The following is a 15,000-nucleotide window of genomic DNA, read 5'->3' as shown; positions in this document are numbered from 1 at the left end:
CTGCTATCAGCCTAACTCAGCGAACGCCCGAGGCACGCAGCGCGGCCGGGGTGAACTGGCTGTAGCTGGGGTCGAAGTCATACTGCGGCGCAGAGTTTTCTTCGCTGTACATACCCAGTGCGATGTAGCGGCCGGCCAGCAGGTCATACAGGGTTTCGATGGAGTAGCCCGGGATCTTCTGCTGGTAGTTGAAGCCAAGGTGGCCTTCACCTACACGCCACAGAGTGCCGCGACCATCGTAGTGGTCCGCCAGCGAGATCATCCAGGAGTCTTCGTCCACAAAGAAGTTACGCTGTGCGTAGATGTGGCGTTGACCATCCTTGACGTTACCCTGCACTTCCCAGACGCGGTGCAGCTCGAAGCGCGTGAACTCCGGGTTGATGTGGCCGGCTTGCAGTACGTCATCATACTGAACGCCAGGCTCGGTCAGCTTGCCGCTGTTGTACGGGATGTAGATTTCCTTCTTGCCAACCAGCGTCCAGTCGTAACGGTCCGGCGCACCGTTGTACATGGAGAAGTTGTCAGACGTACGCATACCGTCAGACGCGGTACCCGGGCCATCGTAGGCAACCTGCGGAGCACGACGTACGCGGCGCTGACCGGCGTTGTATACCCACGCCATGCGCGGCTCTTTCAGCTGATCCAGGCTGTCGTGTACCAGCAGTACGTTACCTGCCAGACGCGCCGGTGCGTTCACACGCTGCTTGAAGAACAGCAGCGTGTTCGGCATGGTCGATGCGTCCACGTCAGACATCTGCTCCGGGTAACCGACCTCTTCTTCCATCTTGATCAGAGTGAACGAGCCGTTGGTTTGCGGCATGGCCTGCATGTACCAGCGGTGCACGTTCAGGCGGTAGCGGGTGTTGTGGTTCCAGACCACCTCGGCACCCGACTTCGGAATCGGGAAGGCAAACGAGCCATGGGCGAAGTTGGAAATACCATCACCGCCATTGACCAGCTTGGCCTGACCGGCCGTTGCCTTGACCTGATCATAGACCGACTGCGGGAAGCCAACAGAACGCTGGGTCTTGTAGATCGGCATGCGGAAAGTCTCAGGATAGCGCTCGAACAGCGCGACCTGACCAGGCGTCAGGTTGTCCTTGTACTGCTGATAGTTCTGAGCAGTAATCACGAACTCGGGCTGATCGTCCTTGTAGGGGCTTTCCAGGAAGTTGTTCGGCAGCGACTGACCCGCGTCAGTCGGCAGGCCGCCAGTCCACTCCGGAATGGTGCCAGCCGCGTTGCCTTCTTTCTGTGCGCCGATGGGCGTCAGAGTGGTACCCAGAGAATCGATTTCAGCCTGGGTCAGGCTCTGAGCCATGACGCCTGTTGCAAGCAGGCTGAACGCCAGACCACCGGCGCCGATGAGAGTTGTTTGCATACGCATATTGTTGTTCTCCTGTGGTCAGTCTTAGAAGCTTACGCTGAAGCTGACGGAAGCGAAGTCGCGGTCAACGGCGGTGTTGTACTTGCCGTCGAAGAAGTCGGTGTAGCTGATGGAGGCGTTGTACTTGTTGCCGTAGTCAGCGTTCAGACCAACACTGATCGCCTTGGCGTCTTCGGTGAAGTTGGGGCCGTAACCTTCAACGTCGTGCGACCAGGACAGGTTCGGGCTCAGGTTGATACCGGCGATGACGTTGCTGTAATCCAGCGACGCGCGGATGCGGTAACCAGAGGACCAGGAGGTGTAGAAACCATCGTTCTCACACCAGCTTGCCGCATTCGGGGATCGACCCGGTGCAGCAGTACCCTCGTTGGAGGAACACTGTCCAGCCGGCAAGGCACCGAGGCCGGTATCGCCGTCAACGAACGGGCTCTGACCAAACAGAGAGTCACGACCAAACTTCACATCACCCAGACCGGAGATGTAGTTAACGCCAGCTTCACCAACCAGTGACAAACGGCTCGCGCCAAGCACTCGATCGAAGAACTGAATTACGCTGACCTGCGCTTGCCAGAATTCCTTACGCTGATAACCCGGAATGTAGGTGCCCGGGGCAACATCGGCATAATCGCGGTGCGTGTTATCGGCACCCAGCTGCAGAGCGGTACGGCTCATGTCGCCGGTGTTGATCTGCATCGGCATGTTCGGGCGATAGCTGATTTCACCGCCAACCGACGCGCCAGCAACACTGGTCTGGAAACTCACACCGTACAGGCGAATATCTTCAGGGTATTCAAAGAAGTAACCCGCACCACCCAGTGTACCGTCCAAGCCAGGAGTCGGAATGCCGTTGTTGAACGGACCAGCCAGGTCACCAGCGATGTTGGAGTAAATGGGGGTTCGGCTGTGATAGTTCATGGCGTAGAAGCCAAATTCCGAATCATTCAGCTCCGGAACGAACCAACGGAATGCCACACCAAACTGCCCCTCGTCTTTCGCTTCGCGATCTTTTTCGCTACGAGCGATGTAGGTAAAGTTCGGTTGCTGACCCTGAGGGAAATCAGTGCCATTGAAGACCAAGCGATCATTACAGCCTTTGGCCAAGGTATCGGAACCAAAGAAAGTACCGCAGTTATCCAGAACAGTCGGCGCCCACTTGAGCTGGTAGAAGGCTTCCATGCTCAGGTTTTCAGTCAGGCCCTGAGAGAGGTACAACATCTCGACCGGCAGCAGACCCTCCTTCAGCTCGGCACCCGGGCGGCGCAGAGCGGCCACGTCAATCGGGTTGATGGAGTTGATGGAGTTCTGGATAAAGGTAGACTCACCCCAGCTGACAACCTGACGACCAAGACGGACGTTACCCGGATTGTTGCCGATGAAGTAGTTGTGATAGACGAAAGCGTCCAGCAGCGCTACACCGGAAGCCTTTTGCAGCGGATCACGGCTGGAATCATCAATATCATAGAAGCGCTGACTGCCGTCTTTGGTTTCAAAGTCGTACCAGTACTTGCCACGGAAGAAGGCGCCGGAATCACCGTAACGCAGCTCCAGGTCGTGCACACCACGGAAAATCTTGGAGAAGACATCGCCAGCGTCATAGTTCTGACGACCGTCATCGGATGTACGAGCGGCCGCTTCACCGCCGTTGTTCACAGAAATAAAGCGCTTGTCGGCACCTTGGGTGGACATGCTGACGCCTACGGACAACTGAGAATCCAGCTGAGCTTCGACTTCACCGATATTGAAAGCGACTGCGTTTGCAGCGCCAGAGAAAGTGGCCATGCCAATCGCCAGAGGCAATGCGGCAAGAGACCAGCCATGCATTTTTTTTGTCATTGTGCTGCTCCGTTTGGGTGACATGAACTCGCGCGAAGGGTGCGCGTTCAAGACCATGGCAGTCTGTCATGAGGCCAGCATCGATAACTTGTCCGATCCGGCCAACATATTTACCCCGAAAGGACATTCAGCAAATGAATTGACACTATAAGTACAGACTGGGGAGCGCTTCACAATATCGCCCTAAAAATGCCATCTCTCGCCCCATAGAGCACAAAAATAGCGGTCTAGAGCCAACTGGCAGGATATCAAGAGCGCACCCAAAAGGTGCGCGCTGCGCAGGCATTCCCGTCGGACTCACCCCCAACGTACACCCGACCCGAGCGGTCACCGGTTACAAAGCCAATACAATGATTGCAACATAATTCTGCAGTGCGGAACCCTGTACCGGGCTTTTGCAATGCCAGATTCTCGTTATACTGCGCGGCTATAAAAGACAAATTTCACTTTTGTCACAACAATGGTCAGGCAGGATGCAGTCGATGCTCGAAAACTCCAGCTCAGATTCCTTTGCTCACGTCCGTGAAAGCGCCTTCTGGGTCACCACCATCGAGCAGGCCCTGCGCCAGTACGAGCTGACCCTCGCCAGCTCTGCGCATCTATCGCACCTGCTGGACAGCCAAAGCAGCGCCCCCTGTTTTATCGATCAGCGCCTGTGCTCCCACGCCTGGGACGAGGCTGTACGCATCTCCGAAGACCCCCTGTTTGGCCTGCGCATTCACCGGGTATTTGCGCCCACGGCCTATGCAGCACTGGCGCTGGCTGCAGCAGCCAGCCCCCGCATGGAAGATGCCGTCGCCCTGCTGGAACGCTTTTTCAGTATTTTCAGCACTCAACTGAAGCTGGTCTCCCGCGCGGCCGAGGGCAAATTGCACCTCACGCTGCAGCCGGTGGGTAATCCGCACTACCAGCACACCGATGCCGTGCTGGGCTACCTCAGCCGCTTCTTCAACCGCCTGGACGTCGGCAGCCAGGGCTTGTTGCAGCAGCTGCAGATACCGGGCTGCGCCGATGAACACATCGCCCGCCAGCTGTTCCACCGAAATGAGGTCGTCTTTGGCGGACCACACACGCTGGTGTTGGATCAAGCCTTGGTCAGGCACCCCCTGCCAAGCGCCAGCCCCTTTATCCTGCCCAAACTGGTCGCCGCGCTTGAAACCATGCAGGCTGCCCTGCCCAGCCACGCCCTGACCGAGCAGGTCAGGCGCCGCATTCATCTGCTGTTGGGGTCAGGTGATATCAGCGCCGAACGGGTAGCGGAGCCGCTGAACATCAGTCCGCGCCACCTGCGCCGCAAGTTGAGCCAGGAAGGGACCAGCTACGAACAGCTGGCCGATGAAGTGCGACGGGAAGCCGCAATAAGGCTGATTGTGGACGGCCAGATGTCCCTGACCAGCATTGCCTACGAGCTGGGCTTTCTAGACCCGAGCAGCTTCACCCGCGCCTTCCGCCGCTGGACCAATATGAGCCCGACGGCGTATCGGCGCGAGCTGAGTCGCAGCAAAGGGGACTAGTGCGGCCTACGCAGAGAGCAAGAAAGGATATAAACGAGCGATCTGAAGAAGACAGAGGCCTCCTTCAGATCGTTAGCAGACTTACTGCTGCTCTGGCTTGATAAACAACAGCGTCATCCGGTCACTTTCACCAATGGCCAGATAGTGCGCACGTTGCTCATCACCCAGACGCAGCGTGGGTGGCAGCGTCCAGACGCCCTCCGGATGCTCGGTGGTGTCGCGCGGATTCTGGTTGGCCGGGCTGACCGATAGCAATTCAAAGCCGGCGTTGCTGGCCAGCTCGCGCACCTTCTCCTCCGTGACATACCCCGAGTCGATCATCTGCTCCAGCGAGGTGCCCGCCTTGGCCCGGTGCTCGACCACGCCTAGCATGCCGCCCGGCTTGAGCGCTGCATAAAACTTGTCGAACATCACCTCAGCCTTGCCGTCACCCGCCGCCAGCCAGTTGTGCACATTGCGGAAGGTCAGCACCCGGTCGGCCGTACCAGGCTCGGTGATCGGTGTGTCGACGTCATAGTTGAGCGTCGTCAGTTGCACCTGATCGTAACGCTCCGGGTGCTCTGCCAGCTTTTCCTCAAACTGCGCGCGCGAGCGCTTGAAAAAGCCGACCTCGCTATCCGGATCAAAGTGCGCGGCAATCAGTGTGCCCTGGTCGCGCAACAGCGGCGCCAGCACCTCGGTATACCAGCCACCGCCTGGCCAGACTTCCACCACCGTCTGCTCGGGCGTCACGCCAAAGAAGGTCAGCGTCTGCTCGGGATTGCGGTAAGCGTCGCGGGTGACATTGGTGATGGTGCGACCGCTGTTGCCCACGGCGGCGCGAATAGCGGCCACCTGAGCCTCGTCGAGCTGGGGCGGGGTAACCGCTGCGGGCTCTTGCGCCTGAACGGTAGCCGCGCAGAGCAGCAGGGCATAAGCTAGTTTTCGCATGGTTTTCTCTCTATGAAGGCGTGCGTTCTAGTCCTGAAACTACCAGACTGAAATCAGCTGGCTTGGTTCAGTTATGTAACAGATGCGCTTTACCGGGGTCTGTTACACGACAAACGAGGAGATACCGTGCGCGACACCCTGCCCCTGCTCAACACCCTGGACTTTCCGCCGCTACGCCGTGGCGCGCTGGACACGTTGCAGGTCAACCTCACCTACCGCTGCAACCAACGTTGCCTGCATTGTCATGTCAACGCCGGCCCAACCCGCACCGAGAGCATGTCGCCCGAACTGGTCGAGCTGCTGTGCGACGTCATTGACGCCCACCCGGTCGACACGCTGGACCTGACCGGCGGCGCACCGGAAATGCACCCGCAATTCCGCACGCTGGTCAGGCGCGCCAGAGCAGCAGGTCTCAAGGTCATCGACCGCTGCAACCTGACCATTCTCTCCGAGCCGCGCCATGAGGACCTGGCGAACTTTCTCGCCGCCGAGCAGGTAGCCGTATCAGCCTCCCTGCCCTGCTATTCGCGCGACAATGTCGACAGCCAGCGCGGCGACGGCGTCTTCGAGCGCAGCATCGAAGGCCTGCGCAAACTTAATGCGCTGGGCTACGGGCAGCCTGACAGCAACCTTGAGCTGAATCTGGTCTACAACCCTCAGGGCCCGAGCCTGCCGCCACCGCAGCAGGCGCTGGAAGCGGACTATAAGCAGCACCTGCAGGAAGACTTCGGCATCCAGTTCAACCACCTGCACACCATCACCAATCAGCCGATTGCGCGTTTTGGCAGCACCCTGGTCAGCCGTGGGCAGTTTGACAACTACATGCAGCTGCTGCGCGACAACTTCAGTGCAGACAACCTCGCCGGCGTGATGTGCCGGGGCACCGTCAGCGTCGACTGGCGCGGCTACCTTTACGACTGCGACTTCAACCAGATGCTCGACCTGCCCATGCCCATCCTCGCGTCCGACCGCCCGCACCTGCGCGAGCTGCTCGAGCAGCCGCTGAACCAACACCCTATTGCCACGCGGGATCATTGCTTCGCCTGCACTGCAGGCCAAGGCTCCAGCTGCGGCGGTACGCTTAACTGAACAGGGAAGGACCATACACACCATGATGACCGGCGTCTTTTTTTGGGGTTTCCTGCTGGCCTACGGCGCGCTGATGTACTGGCTCTCGCCGCGCACTGTAACCATTGGCGGCTTTTTCAATGGCGAAGACAGCCAGGGTCGCCAGGCCTCGCCACTGCTGCTGACCACCAGCATCTTCATCAGTTGGATCTTCGCCAAGTCGGTCACCAATGCCGCCAATCTCGGTGCCGAGTTTGGTCTGGTCGGCGGCCTGGCCTACGCCACCTACTGGCTGTCTATCCCGCTCTGCGGGCTGGTGATCTACCGCCTGCGCCGACGTTTTCAGGCAACCAGCCTGGTCAGCTTTCTGACCAGCAACTACGGCCGCGGCGCCGCGCTGGCGTTCTCGGCGGCGATTCTGATTCGCCTGTTCAACGAGGTCTGGAGCAACACCGCCGTAGTCGGCGGCTACTACGGCGACAGCGGCAGCCCGGCGTTTATCGGCGCAGCACTGCTGTTTACCGCTGTGACGCTGGCCTACAGCCTGCGCGGCGGGCTGCGCAGCTCAATCCTGACCGACGCGGCGCAAGCCGCGATCTTCGTCATCGCACTGGTTTGGGTGCTGGGGTTGGTATTACCGAATCACAGCACCGCCGAACTGACCAGCACCAGCCACTGGGCGCTCAACGCCGGTGTGGATCTGTTTCTGGTCGCCTGCCTGCAGCTGCTAAGCTACCCCTTTCACGACCCGGTGCTGACCGACCGCGGCTTCATCAGTGAAGAGAAATCCATGCTGCGCGCCTTCACCCTGGCTGGCGTGCTGGGCTTCGTTGCCATTCTGGCCTTCAGCCTGATCGGCGTGCACGCTACCCTCGGCGGTATCGAGGCTGGCGGCAACGTACCCGCGGCGTTGGCGAAAAGTCTCGGCGTTGGCGCGCTGATCGTGATGACGCTGGTAATGATTTCCGCCGCCGGCTCCACCCTGGACTCGACCTTCTCCAGCCTCGCCCGCCTCAGCGGCCGCGAGTTGCCCGCCCTGCTGCAGCGGGATCTGGGCCAGAAGGCGATTGGTGTCGGCATGGCGACCATGCTGGTGTTCGCCCTGCTCGGCAATCTGCCGATGCTCGCTGGCACCGACATTCTCAAGGCCACCACCATCAGCGGCACCATGGTCATCGGGTTGGCCCCGGTGTTCCTGTTGCACGGCTTCGTGCGGCCCACCCGTCTCGGCTTTCACCTGAGTTTCTGGACCGGCATCGGGCTGGGCGTTGCCCTCACCCTCGGCTGGATTCCGCAGAGCTGGGCTATTGGTGACGGTCGCTACGCGCTGCTGCTCGGCACCAACCTGTACGGGCTGATTCTGTGTACCGCCGGCTACCTGTTGCCCGGCATGCTGACCCGGAGAGCCGCATGAGCAAGGGCCGCAGTTGCCCGGCAGACTATCGCCTGCCTGCTGACGCCTTCAGCACGCCTGCCACCCTGCAGTGTGATGTGCTGTATATCGTCGGCGGACTGTACGGCAACCGTCAGGCGCTGGACGCCATCGAGCGGCGCGTCGCTGGCGAACCCGGCGCAACAGCCGTGTTCAACGGTGACGCCCACTGGTTCGACCGCGACCCGGCGGTGTTCAGCAACATCGAGCAACGCCTGCAACGTCACTACCCGCTGCGCGGCAATGTAGAAACCGAACTGGCCCGCGCGGGCGACGACTTTGGTTGCGGCTGCGCCTATCCGGAGCAGACCGACGCCGTCACGGTCGAGCGTTCCAACCGCATTCACCAGCAGCTGCAACAGACCGTAGGCGGCCTGCCCGGCATGGCCGAGCAACTCGGTCGCCGTCCAGCCTCGCTAGTTGTCGAGGTCGCCGGCGAGCGCATCGCCATCACCCACGGCGATGAGCAGTCACTGGCCGGCTGGCAGTGCGATCATGCCCGACTGCAAAGCCCCGAACGCCAGCAGCAACTGGACCAATGGTTCGCAGAAAACCGCATCCGTGTGCTGGCCTGCAGCCACACCTGCAGCCCGGCCGCGCTGAGCAACGGCGAGTGGGCGGTGATCAACAACGGTGCCGCTGGCATGCCCAACTTCAACAACGGCCGCTATGGGCTGATCACCCGCATCGCGCGCACTGCTTCCGCCGCCGCAATCTACCGCGCGCAAGTCGGCCCGTTGATCATCGAAGCGTTGCCCGTCACCTATGACCAGCACGCCTTTGCCGCTGAGTTCAAACGCCAGTGGCCTGACGACTCACCCGCAGCGCTGTCGTATTGGCAGCGCATCAACCAAGGAACCGACATGACGCCCGAACAGGCCTGCATCAAGGGCTTTACCCTCGCCAACACGCTCTGTGCGCTGGAGATGCTGTCATGAACCTGCGTCGTCTGTTGCTGCTCGCCGTGGTCGCGGCGCTGGTCGCAGGCTTCTTTGCCTCGGGTCTGCAGCAGCACCTGAGTCTGGACGCGCTGAAAGCACAGCAGCAGGTCCTTGACCAGCAGGTAACCAACCAGCCAATTCTCGCCAGCGCCCTGTATGTAGGGCTCTATGTGCTGGTGACGGCGCTGTCGCTGCCCGGCGCCGCGCTGCTGTCCCTGATCGGCGGCGCCCTGTTTGGCCTTGGCTGGGGTCTGCTGCTGGTGTCCTTTGCTTCCACCGCCGGCGCAACATTGGCGATGCTGATCAGCCGCTTTCTGCTGCAGGATTGGGTTCAGCAGCGCTTTGGCTCACGACTGGAACGCATCAATCAGGGCATCGACCGCGAAGGCGCGTTCTACCTGTTTGCCCTGCGGCTGGTGCCAGCGTTTCCGTTCTTTCTGATCAATCTGGCGATGGGCCTCACCCGCCTGCCCGCCCGCACCTTCTGGTGGGTCAGCCAGCTCGGCATGTTGCCCGGCACCCTGGTTTACGTGAACGCCGGCCGAGAACTGGGCCAGCTGGACTCACTGGCCGGCATCCTCTCGCCGGGGCTGCTCGGCGCCTTCGTGCTGCTGGGCCTGTTCCCGTTGATCGCCCGACGCCTGCTGGACGTGATCAAGGCGCGCCGGGTCTACAAAGGCTGGCAAAAGCCCAAACAGTTCGACCGCAATCTGGTGGTAATTGGTGCTGGCAGCGGCGGACTGGTCAGCGCCTACATTGCCGCAGCGGTCAAGGCCGACGTCAGCCTGATCGAGAAACACGCCATGGGCGGCGATTGCCTCAACACCGGCTGCGTGCCGTCCAAGGCGTTGATTCGCTCGGCCAAACTGGCCGCAGAAGTCCGCAAGGCGCCCGCGCTGGGCTACAGCCACGCCGAGGCAACCGTCGACTTTGCCGCGGTGATGGAACGCGTCCAGCGGGTAATCAAGCAGATCGAGCCGCACGACTCGGTCGAGCGCTATACCGACCTCGGCGTCGACGTGATCACCGGTGAGGCGCGCATCGCCTCACCCTGGCACGTCGAGGTAAACGGGCGCAGCATCAGCACGCGCAATATCATCATCGCGGCCGGTGCACGTCCCCTCGTACCGGACCTGCCGGGGCTCGACAGCGTACCGATGGTCACCTCGGACACCGTCTGGAACCTGCGCGAGCAACCGCGCCGACTGCTGGTACTCGGCGGCGGCCCGATCGGCTGCGAGCTGGCACTGGCCTTCCAGCAGCTCGGCTCACAGGTCATCCAGATTGAGCGCGGCAACCGCCTGCTGCCCCGTGAAGACGCCGACGCCAGCGAACTGGTGACGGTCAGTCTCGGCAGCGCAGGGGTCGATCTGCGCCTGAACCATCAGGCCGAGCGCTTTGAACTGCGCAACGGCACACCGACCGTTCTCTGCCGCTCGCAGGACAGCGACCAGTCAGTAGAAATCGAGTTTGACTGCGTGCTGGTCGCCCTCGGCCGGGTCGCCAACACCAGCGGCTACGGCATCGAAACGCTGAACCTCGCGGTGCGCGACAACGGCACCCTGGATACCAACGAGTATCTCGCCACCCGCTTCCCCAACGTTTTTGCCGTGGGGGATGTCACCGGCCCGTACCAGTTTACCCACGCAGCATCGCATCAGGCCTGGTACGCCGCCGTCAACGCGCTGTTCGGCAGCTTCCGCCGCTTCAAAGTGGATTACCGAGTACTGCCGCACTGCACCTTTACCGACCCGGAGGTCGCCCGCGTGGGGCTGTCGGAAACCGAAGCGCAGGCGCAAGGGGTGGAATACGAGGTGACCCGCTACGGCATCGACGACCTGGATCGCGCCATCGCCGACGAAGCCGCCGAAGGCTTCGTCAAGGTGCTGACCGAGCCCGGCCGCGACCGCATTCTCGGCGTCACCATCGTCGGCGCCCACGCCGGTGAGCTGATCGCCGAATACGTGCTGGCGATGAAGCACAACCTCGGCCTGAACAAGATCCTCGGCACCGTGCACAGCTACCCGACCCTGAGCGAAGCCAACAAGTACGCCGCCGGCCAATGGAAACGTGCCCATCAGCCGGAACGCCTGCTGCAGTGGGTCGCCCGCTTTCACGCCTGGAGGCGCGGTTGAAGCTGTCGATCATCATGCCGGTGCGCAACGAAGCTGCCGGCATCGTCGATGCCCTTACGCCGCTGCAACCGCTGCGCGGCGAGCTGGAACTCATTCTGGTCGATGGCGGCAGCAGCGACGATACCGTCGCCCTCGCTGCGCCGCTGGTGGATCAACTGATCCAGTCTGCGCCGGGCCGGGCCACCCAGATGAATGCAGGAGCCGCCATTGCGCAGGGCGAATGGCTGCTGTTTCTGCATGCCGACACGCAACTGCCAACCAACTTTCTTGAGCTGCTGCCAGCGGCGGACGCAGCAAGCCAATGGGGGCGATTCGACGTGCGCCTGTCTCCCTCATCGCCCATGTTGCGCGTAGTCGCCTGGATGATGAACTGGCGCTCGCGTCTGACCGGTGTATGCACCGGGGACCAGGCGATCTTTGTGCGCCGCGCACTGTTCGAGCAAGTCGGTGGCTACGCGCCAATACCGCTGATGGAAGACATCGAACTGAGCAAGCGCCTAAGACGCCACGGCAGACCGCTGTGCCTGCACGAGCGGCTGACCACCTCCAGCAGGCGCTGGCAGCAGAACGGCACCCTGCGCACCATCGGGCTCATGTGGTGGCTGCGCTGGCGCTACTGGCGCGGCGCGCCGGTGGAGGAACTCGCGCGGCGCTACTAGCTGGAAGCTGGAAGCTGGAAGCTGGAAGCTGGAAGCTGGAAGCTGGAAGCTGGAAGCTGGAAGCCAAGCATGGTGCAATGGAGCAGGCATCGGCGCAAGGCAACTGACCACAGTAGCATTTCGTATACCTGCGCCCCGCCACACTACTTTAAGCTTCCAGCTTCTAGCTTCTTGTAAACAACCCACTAGAGCCCATGATTGCCAGTGACCCTATGCCCAGCCGACGCCCTCTTCTGATCTTTGCCAAAGCCCCGGTGCCCGGCAAGGTGAAGACTCGGTTGATTCCGGCGCTGGGTGCAGAGGGCGCGTGTTCGTTATATCAGCGGCTGCTGGAGCACTGCCTGCAGCAGACGGCTGACTGGCCGTCAGAGCGATTTTTGTATGTGGATCAGCCCGCTCACCCCGAGCTGAGAGCATTGGCCGCCGAACACGGCTTGCCGGTGCGCCGGCAAGTAGAGGGTGACCTGGGTGAGCGCATGATGAGCGCCATGGCAGACTTTCCCGGTGGTGCACTGCTGATCGGCAGCGACTGCCCGGCATTAGACACTCAAGCCATCGCCCGGGCCGCTGCTGCCCTGCAAAGCCACGACACCGCCATTATCCCCAGCGACGACGGCGGTTACGTACTGATTGGCCAGCGCCAGCCACACCCTGCGCCCTTTGAGCAGATGCAGTGGAGCCACGCCAAGGTCATGGCCGACACCCGCCAGCGTCTGCACCGCGCCGGGCTCAGCCTGTGGGAGGGTGAGCCGCTCTGGGATCTGGATGAGCCAGCCGACCTGCCGCGCCTGCCACCAGCTCTGGCCCGCGCCTTGCGCACCGGCCGCGTCTCGCGCTGACGAATAATACCCACCCACCAGAATCAACCCGACTTATGCAGGCTTATTGCCGGCAGTAGCACATTGTTCTCCTTTACCCGGCATGACTATATGGTCACCGCTATCCGGCGAAGTGCTCACAAGGCGCCGCCCGCCGCAGTCCGCAACCAATCGAAGGATTAGCCATGTTTGACCTCAGCCCGCGCGTAGAAGACCTTAAAAACAAGCTCGAAGGCTTTATGGATGAGCACATTTACCCCAATGAAGCTCTGTTCTACGAGCAAGTAAAACAGAACAAATGGGGCCATCCGGCAATCCTGGAAGAACTGAAAGCAGAAGCCCGCAACCAGGGTCTGTGGAACCTGTTCCTGCCCGAATCCGAGCGTGGCGCTGGCCTGACCAACGAAGAGTACGCCCATCTGTGTGAAATCATGGGCCGCGTTTCCTTCGCCGGTGAAGTCTTCAACTGCAACGCGCCAGATACCGGCAACATGGAAACCATCGAGCGCTACGGCAATGAAGAGCAGAAAGAGCAATGGCTCAAGCCGCTGCTGGCGGGCGAGATCCGCTCCTGCTTCTCCATGACCGAGCCTGACGTCGCCTCCTCCGATGCCACCAATATCGAGTGCGAAATCCGCCGCGAAGGTGACGAGTACGTCATCAACGGCACCAAGTGGTGGTCCTCCGGAGCGATGAACGAGCACTGCAAGATCGCCATCGTCATGGGCAAGACCGACCCGAACGCGCCGAGGCACCTGCAACAGAGCATGATTCTGGTGCCGCTGGACACCCCCGGTGTGAAGATCGTTCGCGACCTGCACGTATTCGGCTACGACCACGCCCCGCACGGCCACGCCGAAATCGAATACAAAAACGTGCGCGTCCCGGTTTCCAACATCCTGCTGGGTGAAGGTCGCGGCTTCGAAATCGCTCAGGGTCGCCTTGGCCCGGGCCGCATTCACCACTGCATGCGCAGCATCGGCATCGCCGAACGCGCACTGGAAGCCATGTGCCGCCGCGCCAGCGAGCGCGTTGCCTTCGGCAAGCCGATGTACAAGCTGGGCAGCGTGCCGGAAATGATCGCCCGCTCCCGTTGCGAGATCGACCAGGCCCGCCTGCTGACCCTGCACGCCGCACGCAGCATGGACAAATTCGGCAACAAGGTCGCCCGTCAGCAGATCGCCATGATCAAGGCCGTTGCCCCGACCATGGCCTGCAACGTGATCGACCGCGCCATTCAGATCTTCGGCGCCAAGGGCGTGTGCCAGGACACCTTCCTCGCCTCCGCCTACGCCAAAGCCCGCACCCTGCGCCTGGCCGACGGCCCGGACGAAGTGCATCTGAATGCCATTGCGAAGATGGAGATGAGCCAATATCTGTAAGGGCAGCGTCAGGCCGCAAGCTGCAAGCCTCAAGCTGACCGTGCACTGGTTTTATCTTGAGGCTTGAAGCTTGTGGCTCGAGCGAAGCGAGGTTTTATGAGCACATTGTTCGACCTAACCGGTAAAGTCGCCATCATCACCGGTTCGACCAAGGGCATCGGTAAGTCGATTGCCGAGGAATACGCCAAGGCCGGCGCCAAGGTGGTGATTTCCAGCCGCAAGGCTGACGCCTGTCAGCAGGTGGCAGACGAGCTCCGCAGTCAGGGCTTCGACGCTCTGCCGGTTGCCTGTCATGTGGGCGACAAGGCCCAGCTGCAGAATCTGGTTGATCGCACCCTGGAGGCCTTTGGCCGCATCGACGTACTGGTCTGCAACGCGGCCACCAACCCGGTCTATGGCCCGACCCACACAGTCAGTGACGAGGCCTTCGACAAGATCATGGGCACCAACGTCAAAGGCACCTTCTGGCTGTGCAACATGGTCATCCCGCACATGGTCGAGCAAGGCGGCGGTTCCATCGTCCTGCTGTCGAGCATTGCGGGGCTGCGTGCCAGCGCCAATATCGGCGTCTACGGCATGTCCAAGGCGGCGGAAGCAGGCCTGGCCCGCAACCTGTCGCTGGAGTGGGGCCCGCAGGGTATCCGCGTCAACAGCATCGCCCCTGGCCTGATCCGTACCGATTTTGCCCAGGCCCTGCTGGAAGATCCGGACCGCCTGCGCAAGGTGGAAGAGAAGCTGCCGCTGCGCCGCGTAGGCGAGCCGGTGGATATCGCCGGGGTCGCGCTGTTTCTGGCCTCCAGCGCCTCGGCGTACGTTACCGGGCAGACCATCGTCGCCGATGGCGGCGATACCATTGCCTGATAACGTCTGATTCACCTCGCTGTTCAACGCGCCAGGGCTC

At 61.5% G+C, this 15,000-nt stretch carries 12 protein-coding genes; 9 read left to right on the top strand and 3 right to left on the bottom strand.

Annotation, left to right across the window (positions count from 1 at the left end; genetic code table 11):
* Window positions 1-16: 16 nt before the first annotated feature.
* The gene (locus tag CNQ84_RS04530; protein ID WP_425439944.1) at window positions 17-1,387 is read right to left on the bottom strand and encodes a DUF1329 domain-containing protein; all 1,371 of its coding nucleotides are present in this window, start codon (window positions 1,385-1,387) and stop codon (window positions 17-19) included.
* 24 nt (window positions 1,388-1,411) lie between these two features.
* Window positions 1,412-3,220, bottom strand: coding sequence for a DUF1302 domain-containing protein (locus CNQ84_RS04525; protein WP_096003708.1), 1,809 nt, complete (start codon window positions 3,218-3,220; stop codon window positions 1,412-1,414).
* A gap of 482 nt (window positions 3,221-3,702) precedes the next feature.
* On the opposite strand from CNQ84_RS04525, the gene CNQ84_RS04520 reads away from it, so the two are divergent.
* Complete coding sequence (locus CNQ84_RS04520) at window positions 3,703-4,734, top strand: AraC family transcriptional regulator (RefSeq protein ID WP_165771223.1); 1,032 nt, start codon at window positions 3,703-3,705, stop codon at window positions 4,732-4,734.
* Window positions 4,735-4,815: 81 nt separating this feature from the next.
* On the opposite strand, the gene CNQ84_RS04515 is transcribed toward CNQ84_RS04520, so the two are convergent.
* Window positions 4,816-5,664, bottom strand: coding sequence for a class I SAM-dependent methyltransferase (locus tag CNQ84_RS04515; protein WP_096003706.1), 849 nt, complete (start codon window positions 5,662-5,664; stop codon window positions 4,816-4,818).
* 126 nt (window positions 5,665-5,790) lie between these two features.
* On the opposite strand from CNQ84_RS04515, the gene arsS reads away from it, so the two are divergent.
* The 8 genes from arsS (at window position 5,791) to CNQ84_RS04475 (ending at window position 14,960) form a co-directional block, all read left to right on the top strand.
* The gene (gene arsS / locus CNQ84_RS04510; RefSeq protein ID WP_096003705.1) at window positions 5,791-6,753 is read left to right on the top strand and encodes an arsenosugar biosynthesis radical SAM (seleno)protein ArsS; all 963 of its coding nucleotides are present in this window, start codon (window positions 5,791-5,793) and stop codon (window positions 6,751-6,753) included.
* A 22-nt stretch (window positions 6,754-6,775) separates the two neighbouring features.
* On the top strand, window positions 6,776-8,146 hold the full coding sequence (locus CNQ84_RS04505; protein WP_096003704.1) for an SLC5/6 family protein: 1,371 nt from the start codon (window positions 6,776-6,778) through the stop codon (window positions 8,144-8,146).
* Window positions 8,143-9,102 carry a hypothetical protein gene (locus CNQ84_RS04500; RefSeq protein WP_096003703.1) on the top strand — a complete coding sequence of 320 codons (960 nt, stop codon included), beginning with the start codon at window positions 8,143-8,145 and terminating at the stop codon, window positions 9,100-9,102. Before CNQ84_RS04505 ends, CNQ84_RS04500 begins: the two co-directional genes overlap by 4 nt.
* A complete protein-coding gene (locus CNQ84_RS04495; RefSeq protein ID WP_096003702.1) occupies window positions 9,099-11,240 on the top strand; it encodes an FAD-dependent oxidoreductase in 2,142 nt (713 codons plus the stop codon). The genes CNQ84_RS04500 and CNQ84_RS04495 overlap by 4 nt, the downstream gene beginning before the upstream one ends.
* On the top strand, window positions 11,237-11,899 hold the full coding sequence (locus CNQ84_RS04490) for a TIGR04283 family arsenosugar biosynthesis glycosyltransferase (RefSeq protein ID WP_342745743.1): 663 nt from the start codon (window positions 11,237-11,239) through the stop codon (window positions 11,897-11,899). Before CNQ84_RS04495 ends, CNQ84_RS04490 begins: the two co-directional genes overlap by 4 nt.
* Window positions 11,900-12,111: 212 nt before the next feature.
* Window positions 12,112-12,738 (top strand): TIGR04282 family arsenosugar biosynthesis glycosyltransferase, encoded by a 627-nt coding sequence (locus tag CNQ84_RS04485; protein WP_245841240.1) that lies wholly within the window; start codon window positions 12,112-12,114, stop codon window positions 12,736-12,738.
* Window positions 12,739-12,902: 164 nt separating this feature from the next.
* Entirely contained in the window at window positions 12,903-14,099 is a 1,197-nt protein-coding gene (locus CNQ84_RS04480; protein ID WP_096003700.1) for an acyl-CoA dehydrogenase family protein, read from the top strand.
* A 96-nt stretch (window positions 14,100-14,195) separates the two neighbouring features.
* Window positions 14,196-14,960, top strand: coding sequence for an SDR family NAD(P)-dependent oxidoreductase (locus tag CNQ84_RS04475; RefSeq protein WP_096003699.1), 765 nt, complete (start codon window positions 14,196-14,198; stop codon window positions 14,958-14,960).
* Window positions 14,961-15,000: the final 40 nt, after the last annotated feature.

The organism is Pseudomonas abyssi, from assembly GCF_002307495.1.
In the GTDB taxonomy this organism is placed as follows: domain Bacteria; phylum Pseudomonadota; class Gammaproteobacteria; order Pseudomonadales; family Pseudomonadaceae; genus Halopseudomonas; species Halopseudomonas abyssi.
Note: the sequence above shows the minus strand (reverse complement) of the source record. Positions and strands in the feature narration are given on the sequence as shown.

Coding starts and splice junctions, on each gene's coding strand:
- CNQ84_RS04525 (WP_096003708.1), bottom strand. CDS start 3,220: ATGACAAAAAAAATGCATGGCTGGTCTCTTGCCGCATTGCCTCTGGCG.
- CNQ84_RS04485 (WP_245841240.1), top strand. CDS start 12,112: ATGCCCAGCCGACGCCCTCTTCTGATCTTTGCCAAAGCCCCGGTGCCC.
- CNQ84_RS04480 (WP_096003700.1), top strand. CDS start 12,903: ATGTTTGACCTCAGCCCGCGCGTAGAAGACCTTAAAAACAAGCTCGAA.
- CNQ84_RS04495 (WP_096003702.1), top strand. CDS start 9,099: ATGAACCTGCGTCGTCTGTTGCTGCTCGCCGTGGTCGCGGCGCTGGTC.
- CNQ84_RS04505 (WP_096003704.1), top strand. CDS start 6,776: ATGATGACCGGCGTCTTTTTTTGGGGTTTCCTGCTGGCCTACGGCGCG.
- CNQ84_RS04500 (WP_096003703.1), top strand. CDS start 8,143: ATGAGCAAGGGCCGCAGTTGCCCGGCAGACTATCGCCTGCCTGCTGAC.
- CNQ84_RS04530 (WP_425439944.1), bottom strand. CDS start 1,387: ATGCGTATGCAAACAACTCTCATCGGCGCCGGTGGTCTGGCGTTCAGC.
- CNQ84_RS04515 (WP_096003706.1), bottom strand. CDS start 5,664: ATGCGAAAACTAGCTTATGCCCTGCTGCTCTGCGCGGCTACCGTTCAG.
- CNQ84_RS04475 (WP_096003699.1), top strand. CDS start 14,196: ATGAGCACATTGTTCGACCTAACCGGTAAAGTCGCCATCATCACCGGT.
- CNQ84_RS04520 (WP_165771223.1), top strand. CDS start 3,703: ATGCTCGAAAACTCCAGCTCAGATTCCTTTGCTCACGTCCGTGAAAGC.